14 protein-coding genes and 1 pseudogene are annotated in these 21309 nt (G+C 56.2%); 4 read left to right on the forward strand and 11 right to left on the reverse strand.

Translation table 11 applies throughout. The features are described from left to right. On the reverse strand, positions 1-1388 hold a 1388-nt coding region (locus INF61_RS20555; protein ID WP_193548082.1), incomplete at its 3' end, for an AraC family transcriptional regulator. A 171-nt stretch (positions 1389-1559) separates the two neighbouring features. Between INF61_RS20555 and INF61_RS20560 the strand changes: the two genes are divergently transcribed. Beyond that, positions 1560-2729, forward strand: a complete 1170-nt coding sequence (locus tag INF61_RS20560) for a M20 aminoacylase family protein (RefSeq protein WP_032669308.1) — start codon at positions 1560-1562, stop codon at positions 2727-2729. Between the two features lie 27 nt (positions 2730-2756). Beyond that, positions 2757-4154: an MFS transporter gene (locus INF61_RS20565; protein WP_193548083.1), complete on the forward strand. Its 1398-nt coding sequence runs from the start codon at positions 2757-2759 to the stop codon at positions 4152-4154. A 17-nt stretch (positions 4155-4171) separates the two neighbouring features. Here INF61_RS20565 and queE read toward each other — a convergent pair whose 3' ends face one another. From queE to INF61_RS20580, 3 genes are read right to left on the reverse strand one after another with little or no spacing between them, the layout of a single operon-like run. Continuing rightward, on the reverse strand, positions 4172-4843 hold the full coding sequence (gene queE / locus INF61_RS20570; protein ID WP_006811780.1) for a 7-carboxy-7-deazaguanine synthase QueE: 672 nt from the start codon (positions 4841-4843) through the stop codon (positions 4172-4174). A 54-nt stretch (positions 4844-4897) separates the two neighbouring features. Continuing rightward, positions 4898-5605, reverse strand: a complete 708-nt coding sequence (locus INF61_RS20575) for an N-acetylmannosamine-6-phosphate 2-epimerase (RefSeq protein ID WP_017692753.1) — start codon at positions 5603-5605, stop codon at positions 4898-4900. Beyond that, complete coding sequence (locus INF61_RS20580; RefSeq protein WP_017382825.1) at positions 5605-7164, reverse strand: maltose/glucose-specific PTS transporter subunit IIC; 1560 nt, start codon at positions 7162-7164, stop codon at positions 5605-5607. Before INF61_RS20580 ends, INF61_RS20575 begins: the two co-directional genes overlap by 1 nt. A 166-nt stretch (positions 7165-7330) precedes the next feature. On the opposite strand from INF61_RS20580, the gene INF61_RS20585 reads away from it, so the two are divergent. Next, positions 7331-8155, forward strand: a complete 825-nt coding sequence (locus INF61_RS20585) for a MurR/RpiR family transcriptional regulator (RefSeq protein WP_015571725.1) — start codon at positions 7331-7333, stop codon at positions 8153-8155. Between the two features lie 52 nt (positions 8156-8207). On the opposite strand, the gene eno is transcribed toward INF61_RS20585, so the two are convergent. The 5 genes from eno to rlmD form a co-directional block, all read right to left on the reverse strand. Then, on the reverse strand, positions 8208-9506 hold the full coding sequence (eno, locus tag INF61_RS20590) for a phosphopyruvate hydratase (RefSeq protein ID WP_006811784.1): 1299 nt from the start codon (positions 9504-9506) through the stop codon (positions 8208-8210). Positions 9507-9588: 82 nt separating this feature from the next. After that, entirely contained in the window at positions 9589-11226 is a 1638-nt protein-coding gene (gene pyrG / locus INF61_RS20595; RefSeq protein ID WP_003862718.1) for a glutamine hydrolyzing CTP synthase, read from the reverse strand. A gap of 223 nt (positions 11227-11449) precedes the next feature. Then, positions 11450-12241: a nucleoside triphosphate pyrophosphohydrolase gene (mazG, locus tag INF61_RS20600; RefSeq protein ID WP_017382826.1), complete on the reverse strand. Its 792-nt coding sequence runs from the start codon at positions 12239-12241 to the stop codon at positions 11450-11452. 67 nt (positions 12242-12308) lie between these two features. Then, entirely contained in the window at positions 12309-14540 is a 2232-nt protein-coding gene (relA, locus tag INF61_RS20605) for a GTP diphosphokinase (RefSeq protein ID WP_003862722.1), read from the reverse strand. A 51-nt stretch (positions 14541-14591) separates the two neighbouring features. Next, the gene (gene rlmD, locus INF61_RS20610; protein ID WP_023295343.1) at positions 14592-15890 is read right to left on the reverse strand and encodes a 23S rRNA (uracil(1939)-C(5))-methyltransferase RlmD; all 1299 of its coding nucleotides are present in this window, start codon (positions 15888-15890) and stop codon (positions 14592-14594) included. 57 nt (positions 15891-15947) lie between these two features. On the opposite strand from rlmD, the gene barA reads away from it, so the two are divergent. Continuing rightward, positions 15948-18707, forward strand: a complete 2760-nt coding sequence (gene barA, locus INF61_RS20615; RefSeq protein ID WP_193548084.1) for a two-component sensor histidine kinase BarA — start codon at positions 15948-15950, stop codon at positions 18705-18707. A 50-nt stretch (positions 18708-18757) separates the two neighbouring features. Here the strand turns inward: barA and INF61_RS20620 are convergent, their stop codons facing one another. Beyond that, complete coding sequence (locus INF61_RS20620; protein ID WP_193548085.1) at positions 18758-19903, reverse strand: glycerate kinase; 1146 nt, start codon at positions 19901-19903, stop codon at positions 18758-18760. Between the two features lie 77 nt (positions 19904-19980). Then, positions 19981-21308 (reverse strand): annotated as a pseudogene (gene gudD / locus INF61_RS20625) (glucarate dehydratase). Position 21309 lies beyond the last annotated feature (1 nt).

A 21309-nucleotide genomic window follows, 5' to 3' on the forward strand; every position in this document is an offset into this window, starting at 1 on the left:
GCCAGCCAGACCTGCTCCCGGGTCTCCTCACTTGCCTGTGTTGACCAGTGCATGACGAAGTGCCAGCCCGCGGTGATCTCTGGCGAAAAATGATTAACCGACTGTTGTAAAAAACGGGTAAGAAGATCGCGACGGGTCGTTACGCCGGTGTGCAGTAGCACCGTCCACTGCTTTTTTGCCAGCCAGGTGAAGAGCTGATGCAGATTGTACCAGCAGGCGTAGCCCGCCATCTGGGGGTCATCCCACCCGGTGGCAAACAGACGACTGCTGAGAAAAGGTTCGGCGATATCAATTCCCTCAATGGGAATGGCCTCATTTATCGCCTCCAGATTTTGTCGGACGTCCTCACGCAGCAAATCGTCGAGCTCACGCAGGGTAATGCCCACCCGCATACGGCGCAGCGAGGCAGAAAGAGGATTGAGCTGCTCAAGATCCAGGCTCTGCTCCTGCTGCGGATGAACGATGAGCGGCGAGGCTCCCCAACCGCGCGCCACCGGTTCATTGAGCAGGCTAAACAGCTTGTCCACGGCGACCGGATAGCGCTGCTCACGCCTGTCCGTCCGAATACGTGCCGCCTCCGGGTGCTGGCGCCGGGCCTTACGAAACTCACCCGGAGACATATTGTGAACACGCCTGAACCGATCGCTCATCATACGCGTGCTGGCGAAACCCTGCTCAAGCGCAATCTGGTGCAGCGGTCGGTTCGTCAGCCGGAGAGCGTCGGCCGCCTTTTCCAGCCGCAGGTGGGTGATGTACTGCATGAAACTGATCCCCACCTCCTTGCGAAAGAGACGAGAGAGCCAGGCTTCAGAGACATATTCACTCGCGGCGATTTCCGCAAGCGTAATACGGCGGGAATAACTGGCATTGATCCGCTCTATCACCCGGGCGATGCGTTTGCTGTGCGCTGAGGAAAGTTCCCGTGACAGCATACGGGCGGGCTGTTGAAAGCGGCTGGTCAGCAACAGCAATATCTCGCTCAGCCAGCGGTACGCCTCCAGCCGGTAGCGGTGCGGGTCGTTGATGAGGGTGACCACAAGAAGCTGGCGCAGCAGATCGCGAAGCGCATCGCATTGGGGCCAGACGCCTCCGGCTTCTGCCGGTACAGCATAATCATGGGCAAAAAAATCATTGCAGAGCTGGACGACCCAGCGCCCGGAAAGGGTTACGCGCAGGGTGACATTTGCCGTTTCGCTCGTGAACTGCCAGCGCCGATGACGGTTGATGATAGCAAGGGTATTGGCCTCCAGGATGTCACGTCCCACATCGGTGTTCAGCTCTGCCCGCCCTTCCAGCACCCAGAGCAACGTTAGCGTATCGCCTTCATCCTCCACGCAGTGGCGAATGTCCTGAATCTCTATCCAAAACTCATCTCCCCGTTGCGCCATCTTACCCCTCACCAAAGACAAAAAATGACCTGATCTTTTTTGTCATAATTGAATTGTATGAAAAACAATCAAAGTAAAGCCGTCACTTTACAACAAAAAAATGCATTTTCAGGCGGGACGATCGTCATAGACTCGAAATTATCATCGTTTGGCAGAAAAAGGATAACAAAAATGACACATCCAATTATCGAAGCTCTGCGTGGCAACGAAGCCAGGTTCACTGAATTACGTCGCTATTTTCATCAGCATCCTGAAATTGGTTTTGAGGAGCACAACACGAGCGATCGCGTTGCAGCTCTGCTTCAGGAATGGGGATATGAGGTTCATCGCGGCCTGGCGAAAACCGGTGTGGTCGGCACACTGAAGGTGGGTAACGGGCATAAACGCCTGGGCCTGCGCGCCGATATGGATGCGCTGCCAATGCAGGAAAACAACGGCAAGGCGTGGAGCAGTACCGTTGAGGGTAAATTCCACGGCTGCGGTCATGACGGCCACACCACAACGCTCCTGTATGCAGCGGAGTACCTGGCACGCACCCGTAATTTTAACGGCACGCTGCACCTTATTTTTCAGCCCGCGGAAGAACTTCTGTATGGCGGACGCGTTATGGTAGAGGACGGTTTGTTTGACCTGTTCCCCTGCGACCACATCTTTGGTCTACACAATATGCCGTCACAGCCCCTCGGAAAAATTGGTCTGCGCGATGGCGCCATGATGGCCTCTTCCGACACCCTTCATATTGAGGTTAACGGCTTGGGTGGTCACGGCGCGGTGCCAGAACATACCGTTGACGCCACCCTGGTTGCCTGTCATATCACTATCGCGTTGCAGTCGATTGTTTCGCGCAACATTACCCCCTTCCAGCCAGCCGTCGTTACCGTAGGCAGCATTCAGGCCGGGCACGCCCCTAACATTATCAACGACAAAGTGTTGATGAAACTTACCGTACGCACGCTGGATGAACGCGTGCGGCAAACCGTGCTACAGCGTATCCATGATATCGCCGTTGCACAGGCGGAAAGTTTCAATGCGACGGCCACCATTCGACACATTAACGGCAGCCCGGTGCTGAAAAACAATCCGCAAGCCAACGAGATGGTGCGCAGCGTCGCCACCGATCTGTTCGGTCAGGATGCCGTCGCGGAGGTCAATGCGTTTATGGGCAGCGAGGACTTTGCTTTCATGCTCGAGAAAAATCCCAATGGATGCTATTTCACGCTTGGCGCCGGGGATGAGCCTGACCGCTGCATGGTACATAACCCGGGCTACGACTTTAACGACAACATTCTCCTCACCGGCGCGGCGCTGTGGGCCGCACTGACCGAACACTATCTGCGCTGATTCGCACCTTCCCGGGAGGGCTGCACTATGAGTACCGTTTCCCTGACAGGCGCATCCGCCTACGCCGGTAACGATCGGCTGCTGGCGGGTATCGTCATGAGCGTTCTGACATTCTGGCTGTTTGCCCAGTCGGTTATCAACGTGGTTCCGGCCATGCAGAATAGCCTCGATATTGCCCTCGAAACCCTTACGCTGGCCGTCAGCCTGAGCGCGTTGTTCAGCGGCTGTTTTGTCGTCGCCTGCGGTGGGTTTGCCGATAAGTATGGGCGCATGCGCCTGACCATGATTGGCCTGATCCTGAGCATGATCGGGAGTGGTCTGCTGTTCATTTCATGGGAGCCCGTCCTGTTTTTGTTGGGAAGAGCGATACAGGGGCTATCAGCGGCCTGCATCATGCCCGCCACGCTGGCGCTGATTAAAACCTGGTATGAAGGTAAAGCACGCCAGCGCGCAATCAGTTTCTGGGTTATCGGTTCATGGGGCGGGAGTGGCCTGAGCTCGTTTGTGGGAGGCGCCATCGCCACCACGCTGGGCTGGCGCTGGATTTTTATTTTGTCGATGGTGGTGGCTCTGGTCGCGCTATTGCTTATCCGCGCCACGCCGGAAAGCTGCAGCACTGATGCGTGTCGACACAAACTGGATATCAGCGGCCTGGTGAGTTTTGTCCTTATGCTGGTGCTGTTCAATCTGTTTATCAGCAAAGGACACAGCTGGGGCTGGAGCAGCAGTTTATCGCTTCTTGTATTGTGTGGAGCCGTGATTGCACTGATGTGCTTTATCGTTACCGGGCGGCGGAAAGGCGATGCGGCGCTGATCGATTTCGCCCTGTTTAAAAACCGGGCCTATAGCGCCTCGGTATTCTCAAATTTCCTGCTCAACGGCTGCATTGGCACCATGATGATCGCCAGCATCTGGTTGCAGCAGGGCCATCATCTGTCACCGCTACAGACCGGCATGATGACGCTGGGGTATCTGGTTACCGTACTGGCGATGATCCGGGTGGGTGAAAAACTGCTTCAGCGCTATGGCGCCAGGCTGCCGATGATGACCGGCCCGCTGCTGACCGCAACAGGTATTTCGCTGATTTCATGCACCTTCTTAAGCAAAGAGGTCTACATTGTTACCGTTTTTCTGAGCAATATTTTATTCGGGCTGGGGCTCGGATGTTACGCTACGCCCTCAACGGACACGGCGGTAATGAATGCCCCTGAAAACAAAGTGGGGGTGGCTTCTGGGATCTATAAGATGGGCAGTTCCCTGGGCGGCGCAATGGGTATCGCGGTCACCGCATCGCTGTACGCGCTATGGCTGCCGATGGGAACGGCCAGTGCCGCGCAGTATGCCTTGCTTTTCAACAGTGCGATTTGCCTTGGGTCGGCAGTCGTGACCTGGGCTTTACTGCCAACAACAAAAGCCCCGCGTTAAGCGGGGCCACAAAAGTATCAGGCAATGTTCAGATATTTGTGCGTCTGCATCGACAGCCGCCAGTTGCGGGCGATACAGGTTTCAATGCACAGACGGGTCGCATCGTCTTTCTGGCTGATAGGCTGTAGCGCGATCACGCGCTGCTTTTCGTCCGTCAGCGTCGCCAGCAGTTCATCCAGCGCTTCGATGTCACGCACGCGCCCCACCGGATGTTTGATCTCATCAGCACGCTCAAGCGCCTGCGACAGTACGTCATACCCGCCGCGCATATTCACTTTTGGTGAAACCGTGACCCACGTTGAATGGGAGCAGCGCACTTCATGGGTGCCGCTGGTTTCGATCTGACAGCTATAGCCGTTCTTCTCGAGCAGTTCGGTGAGCGGCATCAGATCGTGAATGCAGGGTTCCCCGCCGGTGATCACCACATGCCGCGCCGTCCAGCCCTGACGACCAATGATGGCAAGCAGATCTTCCGCGCTGCCCGCGCCCCATTTATCGCTCTCTTTGGTTTTCGCCAGAATGCTGAACAGCGACACTTCCCGATCTGCGAGCTTATCCCACGTATGTTTGGTATCACACCAGGCGCAGCCAACCGGGCATCCCTGTAAACGAATAAAGATAGCGGGAACGCCGGTAAAGTAACCCTCGCCTTGCAGGGTCTGGAACATCTCGTTAATCGGGTACTGCATAGTCAACTCTGTTAAGGGGATAAACGATAAGTATCGCAGATCCCCGTCAGATGATCATGCTCCATCGGTGCTTTGCGCGCCAATTGCCGCCATAAACCGTTCCGTAATTTGCTGTGGTCGGGTGATCGCCCCGCCGACGACAACCGTGTGCGCCCCCAGCGCCAGACACCTGGCCGCGCGTTCAGGCGTATCCACGTTACCTTCAGCAATCACGGGGATCGTGACGGCAGACAGCACCTCTTTCAAAAACGCGCAGTCATTTTCCGGTAGCGAATGGCCCGCAGTCTCCGCCGTATAACCGTAAAGGGTGGTTCCGACGCAATCAAACCCCAGCGCCTGCGCGGCCACGGCCTCCTGCACGGTGGCAATATCCGCCATCAGCAGCAGCGAAGGGTAACGGGTGCGGATCTGCGCGATCAGCATGTCCAGCGATCCGCCACCGGGCCGTTTCCGGGCGGTCGCATCCAGCGCAACGATCTCCGGGCCGACCGCCATCAACTCATCCACTTCTTTGAGCGTTGCGGTGATGAACACCTCGCTGTCCGGATAGTCTCGTTTGATGATGCCGATTACCGGCAGTGAGACCAGCCCTTTGATAGCCTCAATATCCACCACGCTATTGGCGCGGATCGCAGCGGCACCGCCCTGGGCCGCCGCCAGCGCCATTCGCGACATAATAAACGGGCTGTGCAGCGGTTCGTTTTCCAGCGCCTGGCAGGAGACGACCAGTTTTCCTTTCAGGTTATCCAGTACAGTTTTCATTACGATAAGATCTCTTCTACTTCGTTTTTGATAATGGTGACGTGCGGTCCATAGATGACCTGGACACCGTTGCCGCGGACGATTACGCCGCGGGCGCCGGTCGCTTTCAGTGCAGATTCATTGACTTTGCTACCGTCTTTCACCGTGACGCGAAGGCGCGTGGCGCAGCAGTCAACGTCATCCAGATTGTCTTTTCCTCCCAGCCCGGCGATCACCGCCGCGGCGCGCTCGCTTTGCGGCAGGGTAGCCTCGTCAGCCAACGCCTCCTTTTCACGGCCCGGCGTGGCAAAATCAAAACGTTTGATCAGATAGCGGAAGGTACAGTAGTAAAGGAAGAACCACGGTACGCCCACCAGCGGGACGAACATCCAGTTAGTTTTCGCTTCCCCCTGCAAAATGCCGAACAGCACGAAATCAATAAACCCGCCGGAGAATGTTTGTCCGATGGTGATGTGCAGCATGTGCGCGAGCATGAACGCCAGCCCGTCAAACAGCGCATGAATGACGTACAGCACCGGGGCAATAAACAGGAATGAGAACTCTATGGGCTCGGTAATTCCCGTCAGGAATGAGGTTAACGCCGCAGAGAGCAGCAGCCCGGCAACCCGCTTTTTGTTCTCCGGCCTGGCCGTGTGGTACATCGCAAGGCAGGCGCCGAGCAGACCAAACATCATGGTAATAAAGCGCCCGGACATGAAGCGCGACGTGCCCTCATAGAAATGCTGCGTGTTCGGGTCGGCGAGCTGGGCGAAGAAGATCCGCTGCGTGCCCTCAACCAGGTGACCGTTAACAATTTCACTGCCGCCAAGCGCGGTGGTCCAGAACGGAAGATAGAAGATGTGGTGCAAACCAAACGGGCCAAGCATGCGCAGGATGAAGCCGTACAGCAAAGTCCCCAGATAGCCGGTGGCATCCACCAGCCCGCCGAGGCCAAAGATCAGCTTCTGAAAATGCGGCCAGACCACGGTCATCAGCGCGCCGACGAGTATCGCCGCCAGTGAGCTGATAATGGGAACGAAGCGTGAGCCGCCAAAAAAGCCCAGGAATTGCGGAAGCGCGATTTTATTAAACCGATGATGCAGTGCGCAGGTCACCAGCCCAATAACTACCCCACCAAACACGCCCGTTTCAAGCGTCTGAATACCCAGCGTCATGCCCTGCCCTACGGCGCCCGGGTTCTCATGCGCCAGTTTTCCGGTCAGGATCAGCAGCGCATTGATAGTGGCATTCATCACCAGATAAGCGAGCAACGCCGCCAGCCCTGCCGTGCCTTTATCATTTTTCGCCAGCCCAACGGCGACCCCAACAGCAAACAGTACCGACAGGTTTGCAAACACAATCGAGCCTGCGCTGCTCATGATGGTAAAGATGGCCTGTAGCCAGCCAACGTCTAAAAATGGATACGCAGTAAGCGTATTTGGATTCGATAGCGCCCCGCCGATCCCCAGCAACAGACCTGCTGCGGGCAGTATGGCGATGGGTAACATAAAGGATTTGCCGAAGCGCTGCGCTTTTTCAAACCATCCGCCGGAAGACGCTCCGCTGAACATTTGCATCATTTTTTTATCCCCCTGGTTATTGATGAAAATTTTTACCATATATATTTTTAATTGTGAAAATTACCACCAAAAACCAGGACACCGATCATACTTTTTCGAAATGACTGGCATCTCTCCCCCGCTTTCCGCCACACTAGTTGGCAGAGAAACGCATTAAGGATCTAGCATGTCGGACCATGAAAACCTGCTGCTGAAGCTACGCCAGGAGGCTTCCGGGTACAGCCCAACGCAACAAAAACTGGGGGAGTTTGTCCTCAACGATCCTGCCAGGGTGCTCTACCTGACGATCACCGAGCTGGCGCGTGAAAGCGGCACCAGCGAGGCCAGCGTCACACGCCTTTGCCGCACGCTGGGCTGTAAGGGATATAACGAATTTAAAATGGCGCTTGCGCTGGATATTCAGCAGGGTTTGCCGGAGCGTCAGGCAGGAGATGCAATAGATAACGTGGTGGATGAGTCTGTCCAGGCGCTGCAAGATACCGCAAAACTCCTCGACCGGGCCCAGCTTGAACAGGCGACACTGGCCCTGCATCAGGCGCAGTCAGTGCAAATTTACGGGGTGGCGGCCAGCGCAATTCTGGGGGAGTATTTGCATTACAAGCTGCTGCGACTCGGCAAACCTGCACAGCTGTTTAGCGATATGCATCGCGCCGCCATGAATGCGACGACGCTCTCGAAAGAGACGCTGGTGGTGGCCATCTCAAGTTCCGGCTCTACACGGGATCTGCTTCACGTGGTGAAACTCGCCCGCAAGCGCGGCGTTAAGGTACTGGCGCTCAGCAATACGCCCCGCAGCCCGCTGGCCTCCCTGAGCGATTTACAGCTGGTTGCAGCCAAGCCAGAGGGACCGCTGAGCGCGGGTGCGCTCAACGCCAAGGTTGGCGTGATGCTGCTGGTTGAACTGCTAACCACTTCCCTTATTGCAGTAGACAGCCATTACGGTGACGTCAGCCAGCAAACGGCAAGCGCCACGTTGCCGCTTCTGCTATAGAAAACAAAAAACCCGCCGAAGCGGGTTTTTTCATAAGAACGAAGGTTCAGGCTTATGCCTGGCCTTTGATCTCTTTACGACCGTTGTAAGGTGCTTTTTCGCCCAGCGCTTCTTCGATACGAATCAGCTGGTTGTATTTAGCAACACGGTCAGAACGGCTCATAGAACCGGTTTTGATCTGGCCAGCTGCGGTACCCACAGCCAGGTCAGCGATGGTAGCGTCTTCAGTTTCGCCAGAACGGTGAGAGATAACCGCGGTGTAGCCAGCGTCTTTCGCCATTTTGATCGCAGCCAGCGTTTCGGTCAGAGAACCGATCTGGTTGAATTTGATCAGAATGGAGTTAACGATGCCTTTCTCGATACCTTCTTTCAGGATCTTGGTGTTGGTTACGAACAGATCGTCACCAACCAGCTGGATTTTGTCGCCCAGTACTTTGGTCTGGTATGCGAAACCATCCCAGTCAGACTCGTCCAGACCGTCTTCGATAGAAACGATTGGGTACTGTTTGGTCAGGTCTTCCAGGAAGTGGGTGAACTCTTCAGAGGTGAACGCTTTGTTGCCTTCGCCGGCCAGAACGTATTTACCGTCTTTGTAGAATTCAGATGCTGCGCAGTCCATCGCCAGGGTGATGTCTTTGCCCAGCTCGTAGCCTGCTGCTTTAACTGCTTCAGCGATAACAGCCAGTGCTTCTGCGTTAGAACCCAGGTTTGGCGCGTAGCCGCCTTCGTCACCAACAGCCGTGTTCATGCCTTTAGCTTTCAGAACTTTAGCCAGGTTGTGGAACACTTCAGAACCCATACGTACCGCTTCTTTCAGGGTTTTCGCGCCAACTGGCTGAATCATGAATTCCTGAATATCAACGTTGTTGTCTGCGTGCTCACCACCGTTGATGATGTTCATCATTGGTACAGGCATGGAGTATTTGCCTGGGGTGCCGTTCAGTTCAGCGATGTGCTCGAACAGTGGCATGCCTTTAGCTGCCGCTGCCGCTTTGGCGTTCGCCAGGGAAACGGCCAGGATTGCGTTCGCACCGAAGTTAGATTTGTTTTCAGTACCGTCCAGATCGATCATGATCTTGTCGATGCCAGCCTGATCTTTAGCATCTTTGCCAACGATAGCCTGAGCAATAGGACCGTTAACAGCGCCAACCGCTTTCAGTACGCCTTTGCCCATGAAACGGGATTTGTCGCCATCACGCAGTTCCAGCGCTTCGCGGGAACCTGTAGAAGCACCTGATGGAGCCGCTGCCATACCGACGAAACCACCTTCCAGATGAACTTCAGCTTCAACGGTCGGGTTACCACGGGAGTCGATGATTTCACGACCGATGACTTTAACGATTTTGGACATTAGATTTTCCTCAGTACAAGTTAAACTAAAACTCCAGACAAACAACGCGTACCAAAGGTACGCGTTGCCGTTCTAACTTTTTTTACTTCGCCTGACGCTTCTGGTACTCGCTGGCGGCTTTCACGAAGCCTGCAAACAGCGGATGCCCGTCACGCGGCGTTGAAGTAAATTCCGGGTGGAATTGGCAGGCCACGAACCACGGATGGTTAGGCACTTCGATGATCTCGACTAACTGATCATCCCCGGAACGGCCCGCAACACGCAGACCCGCAGCTTCAATTTGTTTCAACAACATGTTGTTGACTTCATAGCGGTGACGATGGCGCTCGGTGATGACCGGCTCGCCGTACAGCTTGCGTACCACGCTATCGTCGGACAGCTGGCAGGCCTGTGCGCCAAGACGCATGGTGCCACCCAGATCGCTCTTCTCGGTACGGACTTCGACGTTACCGTCTTCGTCGCGCCATTCCGTAATCAGCGCCACAACAGGGTACTTACAGTCTGGCACAAATTCCGTAGAGTTCGCGTTTTCCATTCCCGCTACGTTGCGCGCAAATTCAATCAGCGCAACCTGCATACCCAGGCAGATACCGAGGTATGGAATATTGTTTTCACGCGCATAGCGTGCAGTGGCGATCTTGCCTTCAACACCACGGTAGCCGAAGCCGCCAGGGATGAGGATAGCATCCAGATCTTTAAGAATTTCAACGCCGCGCGTCTCCACATCCTGTGAATCAATCAGCTTGATGTTCACAGAGACGCGATTCTTCAGACCACCGTGTTTCAGCGCTTCGATAACTGACTTATAGGCATCCGGCAGTTCGATGTACTTGCCGACCATACCGATAGTCACTTCGCCGCCCGGATTGGCTTCTTCGTAAATCACCTGCTCCCATTCAGACAGGTTAGCTTCCGGACAGTTCAAGCTGAATCGTTTACAAATATAATCGTCCAGACCCTGTGATTTCAACAGGCCCGGGATTTTATAAATGGAATCGACATCTTTCATTGAAATAACGGCTTTTTCAGGCACGTTACAGAACAATGCAATTTTCGCGCGTTCGTTCGCCGGAATCGCGCGATCGGAACGGCAAACCAGGATGTCAGGCTGAATACCGATGGAGAGCAACTCTTTAACAGAGTGCTGAGTCGGTTTGGTTTTCACTTCACCTGCTGCTGCCATGTAAGGCACCAGCGTCAGGTGCATGAACAGCGCGTGCTCACGACCAATATCTACCGCCAGCTGACGAATCGCTTCGAGGAACGGCAGGGATTCGATATCCCCTACGGTACCGCCGATTTCAACCAGCACAACGTCATGCCCTTCGCCACCGGCAAGGACACGTTCTTTGATGGCGTTAGTGATGTGTGGGATGACCTGCACGGTCGCGCCCAGGTAGTCACCACGGCGCTCTTTACGCAGAACGTCAGAGTAGATACGGCCAGTCGTAAAGTTGTTACGACGGGTCATTTTGGTACGGATGAAACGCTCGTAGTGGCCAAGATCCAGATCGGTTTCAGCGCCGTCTTCAGTAACGAACACTTCCCCGTGTTGGGTTGGGCTCATGGTGCCAGGATCGACGTTGATGTACGGATCCAGTTTCATCATGGTCACATTGAGGCCACGGGCTTCAAGAATGGCTGCGAGGGAGGCTGCGGCAATGCCTTTACCCAGAGAGGATACGACCCCGCCGGTCACAAAAATATAGTTCGTTGTCATGCTGAACCTGAGAAGTTAGGGTGAAACGATGGAATAACCAGGACGGGAAAGTAGTATACCCGAACACGACGAGCGCCACAAACTTTCATTCTCCGTCTCCACTCCAGGCCATGACAAACATAAGGAGTGAGAAAATAGCCCCTTTTGGGTAAATGTTTTTGACGCAAATCAAGCGCTTGTCATTTAAAAAATCACACAAATTGCGCTTGATCGCAAAATCTCGTTAGAGATCATGTTCCTGGCGTTTTACTTCCTGCCAGACTTCTTCCATCGCGTCGAGGTCAATCCCGCTCATTTCCAGGCCGCGCGAGGCCACAATCCGCTCAACTTCGCGAAAGCGTCGTTCGAATTTAATGTTCGCTTTTTGCAGGGCGGTTTCCGCTTTTACACCGAGGTGGCGCGAAAGGTTGACGGTCGCAAACAGCAGATCGCCCATCTCCTCTTCCAGCTTTGCTTCATCCACAACGGCCTGCTGCGCTTCATGCATCACTTCGTCGATCTCTTCGTGCACTTTTTCCAGCACCGGGCCGAGAGAGTTCCAGTCAAACCCTACCGCCGAGCAGCGCTTTTGAATTTTGTGCGCGCGCATCAGCGCGGGAAGGTTCAGGGGAATGTCGTCCAGCGCCGAGTGCTGGGATTTTTCAGCGCGTTCGGCGCTTTTTATCTGCTCCCAGCGCGCCAGCACTTCCGCACTGTTGCCTGCGGAGGCATCACCAAAGATATGCGGATGACGACGCTCCAGCTTGTCGCTGATAGCGGCGCAGATATCGTCAAAGTTAAAGCGCCCCTCTTCCTGCGCCATCTGCGCGTAGAACACCACCTGGAACAGCAGGTCGCCCAGCTCACCGCGCAGGTCGTCGAAATCCTCGCGCGAAATCGCGTCCAGCACTTCGTAGGTCTCTTCCAGCGTGTAAGGCGCAATGGTGGCGAAAGTCTGCTCTTTATCCCACGGGCAGCCGTTTTCCGGATCGCGCAGGCGTTTCATGATGCCAAGCAGGCGGTCGATTTGAGTCATAACAGATTCCATTAAATGCCTGAGCCGGGTGGCGGCGTTGCCTTACCCGGCCTACAGAAGAGGATGTTTAGCCGCCGTGCAGACGACGCGCGTCAATCACATCCGGCACCTGGTTCAGTTTGCCGAGTACGCGGCCCAGCACCTGAAGGTTATAGATTTCGATAGTCATATCGATGGTGGCAAGCTGCTCGCGGGTATCGCTGCGGCTGGCAACGCCCAGCACGTTGACCTTCTCGTTGGCGAGAATGGTGGTGATGTCGCGCAGCAGGCCGCTGCGGTCGTTGGCAGTGACGCGCACCACCAGCGAGTAACCCGCCGAGTAGCTCTCCCCCCAGACGGCTTCCACGATACGTTCCGGCGCATGCGATTGCAGCTCTGCAAGCTGATCGCAGTCGGAGCGGTGAATCGAGATCCCACGCCCCTGGGTGATAAAGCCGACAATATCGTCTCCCGGGATCGGCTGGCAGCAGCGGGCAATATGGTGCATGAGGTTACCCACCCCTTCAACCACCACGCGGCCATTGTCCTTGCTGCGCTGCTGCGGAGCGTAGGTTTTCTGCTGGAGTTGTTTCAGCGCTGCCGCATCCTGCTCCGCTGCGCTTGGCTTGTTGAACTGCGCTTGCAGGAAGTTCACCATCTGGTTCAGGCGGATATCGCCGCCACCAATCGCCGCTAACAGTTCGTCGAGCTCGTTGAAGTTGTAGCGCGGCAGCAGGAACTTCTCCGCCTCTTTCAGGCTTATCCCGATATGTTCCAGCTCGTCGTCCAGGATCTGACGACCGGCAAGGATGTTCTTGTCACGATCCTGCTTGCGGAACCAGGCGTGGATTTTAGAGCGCCCACGGCTGGTGGTAACGTAACCGAGGTTCGGATTCAGCCAGTCGCGGCTTGGGTTTGGCTGCTTCTGGGTGATGATTTCAATCTGATCGCCCATCTGGAGCTGGTAGGTAAACGGTACGATACGTCCGCCGATCTTCGCCCCGATGCAACGGTGCCCCACATCGCTGTGGATGTGGTAGGCGAAATCGAGCGGCGTGGAGCCTGCCGGCAAATCAACAACATCCCCTTTCGGGGTAAAGACGTAGACGCGATCGTCGAAGACCTGACTGCGCACTTCGTCGAGCATTTCGCCGGAGTCGGCCATCTCTTCCTGCCACGCAATCAGCTTACGCAGCCAGGCGATACGGTCCTCGTGACCGGAGCGACCGCCGCCGGAGGTACCCTCTTTGTATTTCCAGTGCGCCGCCACGCCCAGCTCGGCGTCTTCGTGCATCTGTTTGGTACGGATCTGAATTTCCACCGTTTTGCCGCCAGGGCCGAGCACCACGGTATGAATAGACTGATAGCCGTTTGGTTTGGGGTTGGCGACGTAGTCATCGAACTCATCCGGCAGATGGCGGAAGTGAGTATGCACTATCCCCAGCGCGGCATAGCAGTCCTGGAGACGCTCTGCCACGATACGTACGGCGCGCACGTCAAACAGCTCGTCAAAGGCGAGATGTTTCTTCTGCATTTTGCGCCAGATGCTGTAGATGTGCTTTGGACGCCCGTAGACCTCGGCGCGCACATTCTCCTCTTTCATCGACTGGCGCAGCCCGCTGACAAATTCCTCGATATAGTGCTCGCGGTCAATGCGGCGTTCGTGCAGCAATTTTGCAATGCGTTTGTATTCCGCCGGATGCAGATAGCGGAAGCAGTAATCTTCCAGCTCCCACTTCAGTTGCCCGATACCGAGACGGTTCGCCAGCGGCGCATAGATATTCGTACACTCTTTAGCGGCCAGGACGCGCTCGTCTTCCGGCGCATCCTTCACTTCACGCAGATGGGCAACCCGTTCGGCCAGCTTGATAACCACGCAGCGGAAATCATCTACCATCGCCAGCAGCATGCGACGGACGTTATCCACCTGCTCGGAAGAGACAGAGTCCGTTTGGGCGGCTTTAAGCTGACGAATGGCTGCCATGTCACGCACGCCGTGGATAAGCGCCACGACGGACTGGCCGACGCTTTCACGCAGGACGTCTTCCGTCACCACGTCGGCGTCCGCCAGGGGGAACAGCAGTGCGGCCTGTAGCGTTTCGATATCCATGTTCAGCATGGAGAGAATTTCAACCATCTCCACGCCGCGCCACAACAGCAGTTCAGCGTCCGGATGCCCCTGCGTTGTGCGTAAACAATAGGCCCAGGTTTCGGTTAAGCGTTCACACGACTGCTGGCTGGAAATCCCCAGACTTGCGATCCATTTTTGAGGGTCAAACTCACCAGCTTTATTTAAATGTGCACTTCTTACCGCAACCATCGTCCTCTCCTTTAGGGACAAGGGCCTGTCGAAGTCGACAAGCCAAACTCATTAGATGTGCTCGAACAACACCATCGATTCCAGATGACCAGTGTGCGGGAACATGTCCAGCATTGCCAGACGTCGAATCTGGTAACCCCCGCTCAATAATGCTTCGCTGTCACGGGCAAGCGTCGCCGGGTTACAGGAAACATAGACCACGCGTTCAGGCGCGAGTTTAATTATATGCTGCATCACGCCCGGCGCACCTGCGCGCGCCGGGTCGAGCAGGATCTTATCAAAGCCCTGCTTAGCCCACGGTTGCTGAGTAACATCATCCTCAAGATTTTGATGAAAGAATGTCACATTTTGCAAGCCGTTCTGTTGGGCGTTTTCCTGGCCTTTCACCACCAGCGCCTCAACGCCTTCCACCCCGACCACGCTTGCTGCTTTGCGGGCCAGCGGCAGGGTAAAGTTCCCCATACCGCAGAACAGATCGAGCACCCGGTCAGTGGGCTGTACGTCCAGCCACGCCAGCGCGTTCGCCACCATCTGCTGGTTCACGCCGTCGTTAACCTGGATAAAATCCCGCGGGCTGAACGTTAAGCGTAGCCCGTCTGACGCATACCAGGGCGCTTCTCCGCTGACCTGCTCAAGTATCTCGCTTTGCGGCGCGAGGAAAAGCGCAAGCTCATGAGAATGCGAAAAGCGTTCCAGTTTTTCGCGATCTGCCTTTGACAGCGGCGCGGTGTGGCGCAGTACCATCAGCGGGCCACTGTTGGCCAGCACCAGTTCGACATGGCCCAGCGAACGCACGCCATCCAGCGATGCAAGACAGTGGTGCACGTCCGGGAGCAACGCCTCAAGATGGGGCACCAAAACAGGGCACTGCGTGACAGAGACGATATCGCTGGAGCCGGCTTTGCGAAAACCCATCTCCAGCCGCTCGGTTTTGGACTGGTAGCTGAGGCTCAGCCGAGCGCGGCGACGGTAGCCCCAGGGCCGATCGGCAATGATGTCATTCACGTCGTGTCCGACCAGGCGGGCCAGCGCGCTGCTTTTACTTTTTTGCTGTAATTCTGTGCTGGCATGCTGTTGCTGGCAGCCACCGCAGACGCCAAAATGGGGGCAGCGAGGCATCACGCGCTCCGGGCTATCATTAAGACGGCGCTTGACCTGACCGCGCGCATACTGACGTTTTTCTTCCGTCAGCGTAATATCTGCGCGTTCTCCTGGCAGCAAACCTGTGATAAACAGTGTCTTACCCTTGTGACGCGCCACCCCCTGTCCAAAAGGATCGAGGTCCGTGGCTTCAACAGTTATGATCTGACGCGTCGTCACGCGTCGTTTTGCAGAGTAGAATTGCGCCATCGCCGAGATTGTTCTCAAATAAACATAATTAGCCTGATTGTCCCATAACGGAACTCCATGACCAACTACAGCCTGCGCGCGCGCATGATGATTTTGATCCTCGCTCCTACCGTTCTCATCGGTTTGCTGCTGAGCATTTTCTTTGTGGTGCATCGCTATAACGATTTGCAGAGACAGCTTGAAGATGCCGGGGCCAGCATTATCGAACCGCTGGCCGTCTCCAGCGAGTACGGTATGAACCTGCAAAACCGTGAATCCATTGGTCAGTTAATCAGCGTGCTGCACCGCCGTCATTCAGAGATTGTGCGCGCCATTTCCGTTTACGATGAGCATAACCGTCTGTTCGTCACCTCGAATTTCCATCTGGATCCCACGTCGCTGAAAATCCCGGATGGTACCCCCTTCCCGCGTCACCTTACGGTGTTGCGGCGCGGCGATATCATGATCCTGCGCACGCCGATTATCTCCGAAAGCTATTCACCCGATGAATCCGCCCAGTCCGATGCGAAGTCCAGCAATAATATGCTGGGATATGTGGCGCTGGAGCTGGATCTTAAGTCGGTACGGCTCCAGCAGTACAAAGAAATATTCATCTCCGGCGTGATGATGCTGTTCTGTATCGGCATCGCGCTGATCTTCGGCTGGCGACTGATGCGCGACGTCACGGGGCCTATCCGCAACATGGTGAATACCGTTGACCGGATCCGCCGGGGTCAGCTCGACAGCCGCGTGGAAGGCTTTATGCTCGGCGAGCTGGATATGCTGAAAAATGGCATCAACTCAATGGCGATGTCGCTGGCGGCTTATCACGAAGAGATGCAGCACAACGTTGACCAGGCCACCTCTGACCTGCGCGAAACGCTGGAGCAGATGGAGATCCAGAACGTGGAGCTGGATCTGGCGAAAAAACGTGCGCAGGAGGCGGCACGTATTAAGTCTGAGTTCCTGGCGAACATGTCGCACGAGCTGCGCACGCCGCTGAACGGGGTGATTGGCTTCACCCGTCTGACGCTCAAAAGCGAGCTGAACCCGACCCAGCGTGACCATCTGCATACCATTGAACGCTCAGCCAACAACCTGCTGACCATTATTAACGACGTACTGGACTTCTCGAAGCTGGAAGCGGGCAAGCTGATTCTGGAGAGTATTCCCTTCCCGCTGCGCAGCACGCTGGATGACGTGGTCACGCTTCTTGCCCACTCATCGCATGATAAGGGTCTGGAACTGACGCTCAATATTAAAAATGATGTGCCGGATAACGTCATTGGCGACCCGCTGCGCCTGCAACAGGTCATTACCAATCTGGTGGGCAACGCGATTAAGTTCACCGAGAGCGGCAACATCGACATTCTGGTCGAAAAAAGGGCGCTCAGTAATAACAAAGTCCAGATTGAAGTGCAGATCCGGGATACCGGCATCGGTATTCCGGAGCGCGATCAGACGCGTCTGTTCCAGGCTTTCCGCCAGGCCGATGCGAGCATTTCCCGTCGTCACGGCGGAACGGGCCTGGGGCTGGTGATCACCCAAAAGCTGGTGAAAGAGATGGGAGGCGATATCTCCTTCCACAGCCAGCCTAACCGGGGCTCAACCTTCTGGTTCCATATCAACCTTGATCTTAACCCGAACGTGCAGACCGACGGCCCGGTCACCGGCTGCCTGAAGGGGATGCGTCTGGCCTATGTGGAACCGAACGCCGCGGCGGCGCAGTGTACGCTTGATGTATTAAGCAGCACGCCGCTGGAGGTCATCTACAGCCCGACCTTCTCCGCGCTGGCGAACGATCATTACGATATCCTGTTGTTGGGGATTCCGGTGACGTTTACCGGAGAACTGACCATGCAGCAGGAACGCCTGGCGAAGGCGGCCTCAATGACGGACTACCTGCTGCTGGCGCTGCCGTGCCACGCCCAAATCAACGCCGAAGAGCTGAAAAACGACGGAGCGGCGGCGTGTCTGCTGAAACCCCTCACCGCCACACGGCTGTTACCTGCGTTGACCGAATATTGCCGTCTGACGCATCAGTCCCTGCCGCTGGAAAACGACGAACATAAGCTGCCGATGACGGTGATGGCCGTGGACGATAACCCGGCGAACCTGAAGCTGATTGGCGTGCTGCTTGAGGATCAGGTTCAGCATGTTGAGCTGTGTACCAGCGGCGCCGAAGCCGTGGAACAAGCCAAACAGATGCAGTTCGACCTGATCCTGATGGATATTCAGATGCCGGGCATGGATGGCATCCGTGCCTGCGAGTTGATTCGCCAGCTTCCGCACCAGCAGCAGACGCCGGTGATTGCCGTGACGGCGCACGCGATGGCGGGGCAAAAGGAGAAACTGCTGGGTGCGGGCATGAACGATTATCTGGCGAAACCGATCGACGAAGAGAAGCTGCACAGCCTGCTGCTGCGCTACAAGCCGGGGCACATTGGCGGGACATACACCATCACAGCTGAATCGCCGGAGATCAGCGTTAACCAGAATGCCACGTTTGACTGGCAACTGGCGCTGCGCCAGGCGGCAGGCAAACCCGATCTGGCCCGCGATATGCTGCAAATGCTGGCGGACTTCCTGCCTGAGATCCGTAACAAGGTTGAAGAACAGCTGGTGGGTGAAAACCCCGAAGGACTGCTGGAAGCCATTCATAAACTGCATGGCAGCTGCGGCTACAGCGGCGTACCGCGGTTGAAAAATCTCTGCCAGTTGCTTGAACAGCAGCTCCGCGCGGGTACGCCAGAATCCGATCTCGAACCGGAGTTCCTGGAGCTGCTGGACGAGATGGACAACGTGACGCGGGAAGCAATGAAGGTGTTGGGGAGCTAAGACCAAAGCCCGGTGGCGCTTCGCTTACCGGGCCTACAGGAGAACGAACGTTAACGCGACATCCCCTGCCCCATCTTTATCACCGCCGCAATATTCCTTGCGGCCAACTGTACATTCTGTTGCGCATTTTCCAGCGCATCCTCCAGCGAGCAGATGGTGTAGATCACGCTGAATACGGCATCCAGTCCATGCTCATGCACCACGCCAACATCCGCCGTCAGGCTGCCGGCAATGCCGATAACTGGCTTGTTATAGCGTTTCGCGACTCTCGCCACGCCAACGGGCACTTTGCCGTGGATCGTCTGGCTGTCGATACGCCCTTCGCCCGTGATCACCAGATCGGCGTCCGCGACCTGTTCATCAAGATGCAGGGCATCGGTGACAATCTCAATCCCCTGACGGAGCTGTGCGCCGCAAAATGCATACAGCGCCGCCCCCATTCCGCCAGCCGCACCGCCGCCCGCCAGGTTTAAGACGTCAATATCCAGATCCCGGGCGATAATTTTTGCGTAATGCGCCAGCGCGTTGTCCAGCGTCCTGACCATCTCCGGCGTCGCCCCTTTCTGCGGACCAAATACCGCAGAAGCGCCTGTCTCGCCGATCAGAGGGTTGGTTACATCGCAGGCCACTTCAATTCGACAGTCTGCCAGCCGCTTATCCAGCCCGCTAAGATCGATATGTGCAAGGCTTGCCAGTTCGCCGCCGCCCGGCCCTACGGGCTGCGCTTTCGCATCCAGCAGTTTTACGCCCAGCGCCTGCACCATGCCTGCGCCACCGTCATTGGTCGCGCTGCCTCCAATGCCAATAATGATATGCTTAACGCCCGCATCCAGCGCGTGACGGATCAGTTCCCCGGTTCCCCAGGAGGTGGTGATTAACGGGTTACGCTTTGCGGGAGCAACAAGCTCCAGACCGCTCGCTGCCGCCATCTCGATAAAGGCGCTTTTCCCGTCTCCGGATAACCCGAAAAACCCTTCCACGCGTTCACCCAAAGGCCCGGTAACGGGAACATGGATAAGACGCCCATGCGTGGCTGCCACCATCGCTTCCACCGTCCCTTCGCCACCATCGGCAACCGGTAATTTGACATAGTCCGCTGACGGGAAAATGTCGCGAAAACCGACCTCTATCGCTGTCGCCACCTCCAGCGCGCTCAAGCTTTCCTTATACGAGTCCGGAGCGATAACAATTTTCATAAGCCATCCTTACGCATGTTAGTTACGTTAAGCATACACCACGTAAGGGACCACTCATGGGAGCGGTCCCAATGTGCTTATCGTACCATGCACGGACGTTTATTGTCGAATGTCCACTCTGGGATCAGGTATTGCATCGCCAGCGCGTCATCACGCGCACCCAGACCGTGTTTCTGGTACAGCTCATGTGCTTTCATGACCTGGTCCATATCCAGTTCTACGCCCAGACCCGGCGTAGCAGGAACCTGTACCATACCGCCTTTGATTTCAAACGGCTGTTTGGTCAGGCGCTGGTTGCCCTCCTGCCAGATCCAGTGGGTGTCGATGGCGGTAATGTTGCCCGGCGCGGCAGCCGCCACGTGGGTGAACATCGCCAGCGAGATGTCGAAGTGGTTGTTGGAGTGCGAGCCCCAGGTCAGGCCGAACTCATGGCACATCTGCGCCACGCGAACCGAGCCCTGCATCGTCCAGAAGTGCGGGTCTGCCAGCGGAATGTCCACCGATTGCAGCGCCCCATCTGACGCCAGTCGGTCGCGATCATGTTGGTGGCGGTTGGCAGCCCGGTGGCGCGACGGAACTCCGCCATCACTTCACGTCCGGAGAACCCCTGCTCTGCACCGCACGGATCTTCCGCATAGGCCAGCACGCCTTTAAGCTGCTTACCGATTTTTATCGCCTCATCAAGCGACCAGGCACCGTTCGGATCCAGCGTGACGCGCGCCTGCGGGAAGCGCTTCGCCAGCGCGGCGATCGCCTCTGCTTCTTCTTCACCCGCCAGTACACCGCCTTTCAGCTTGAAGTCATTAAAGCCATATTTTTCATACGCGGCTTCCGCCAGGCGCACTACCGCGTCCGGGGTCATCGCTTCATCGTGACGCACACGATACCAGTCGCATTTTTCGTCCGGCTGGCTCTGGTACGGCAGCGGGGTGAGTTTGCGGTTGCCGATAAAGAACAGGTAGCCGAGCATTTCCACTTCGCTGCGCTGTTGGCCGTCGCCCAGCAGGGAGGCGACATTGACGCCAAGATGCTGGCCCAGCAGATCCAGCATCGCGGCTTCAATGCCCGTGACCACATGGATAGTGGTGCGCAGATCAAACGTTTGCAGACCACGGCCACCCGCATCACGATCGGCAAAGGTCGTACGCACGCGAGTCAGCACATTTTTGTACTCGCCCAGCGTTTTACCCACCACCAGCGGAATGGCGTCCTCCAGCGTTTTACGGATCTTCTCCCCGCCCGGGATTTCACCGACACCGGTATGCCCTGAGTTGTCCTTGATCACCACAATATTACGGGTGAAGAACGGCGCATGGGCGCCGCTCAGGTTCATCAGCATGCTGTCATGTCCCGCGACAGGAATGATCTGCATGGAGGTGACTACAGGGGTAGAAAATGTGCTCATC

Source organism: Enterobacter cloacae complex sp. P18RS, assembly GCF_014982105.1.
Classification (GTDB): domain Bacteria; phylum Pseudomonadota; class Gammaproteobacteria; order Enterobacterales; family Enterobacteriaceae; genus Enterobacter; species Enterobacter hormaechei_C.

What these genes read in the sequence shown, in the direction of transcription:
- INF61_RS20560 (WP_032669308.1), top strand. Translation starts at nt 1,560, where the DNA reads ATGACACATCCAATTATCGAAGCTCTGCGTGGCAACGAAGCCAGGTTC.
- INF61_RS20565 (WP_193548083.1), top strand. Translation starts at nt 2,757, where the DNA reads ATGAGTACCGTTTCCCTGACAGGCGCATCCGCCTACGCCGGTAACGAT.
- queE (WP_006811780.1), bottom strand. Translation starts at nt 4,843, where the DNA reads ATGCAGTACCCGATTAACGAGATGTTCCAGACCCTGCAAGGCGAGGGT.
- INF61_RS20575 (WP_017692753.1), bottom strand. Translation starts at nt 5,605, where the DNA reads ATGAAAACTGTACTGGATAACCTGAAAGGAAAACTGGTCGTCTCCTGC.
- INF61_RS20580 (WP_017382825.1), bottom strand. Translation starts at nt 7,164, where the DNA reads ATGATGCAAATGTTCAGCGGAGCGTCTTCCGGCGGATGGTTTGAAAAA.
- INF61_RS20585 (WP_015571725.1), top strand. Translation starts at nt 7,331, where the DNA reads ATGTCGGACCATGAAAACCTGCTGCTGAAGCTACGCCAGGAGGCTTCC.
- eno (WP_006811784.1), bottom strand. Translation starts at nt 9,506, where the DNA reads ATGTCCAAAATCGTTAAAGTCATCGGTCGTGAAATCATCGACTCCCGT.
- pyrG (WP_003862718.1), bottom strand. Translation starts at nt 11,226, where the DNA reads ATGACAACGAACTATATTTTTGTGACCGGCGGGGTCGTATCCTCTCTG.
- mazG (WP_017382826.1), bottom strand. Translation starts at nt 12,241, where the DNA reads ATGACTCAAATCGACCGCCTGCTTGGCATCATGAAACGCCTGCGCGAT.
- relA (WP_003862722.1), bottom strand. Translation starts at nt 14,540, where the DNA reads ATGGTTGCGGTAAGAAGTGCACATTTAAATAAAGCTGGTGAGTTTGAC.
- rlmD (WP_023295343.1), bottom strand. Translation starts at nt 15,890, where the DNA reads ATGGCGCAATTCTACTCTGCAAAACGACGCGTGACGACGCGTCAGATC.
- barA (WP_193548084.1), top strand. Translation starts at nt 15,948, where the DNA reads ATGACCAACTACAGCCTGCGCGCGCGCATGATGATTTTGATCCTCGCT.
- INF61_RS20620 (WP_193548085.1), bottom strand. Translation starts at nt 19,903, where the DNA reads ATGAAAATTGTTATCGCTCCGGACTCGTATAAGGAAAGCTTGAGCGCG.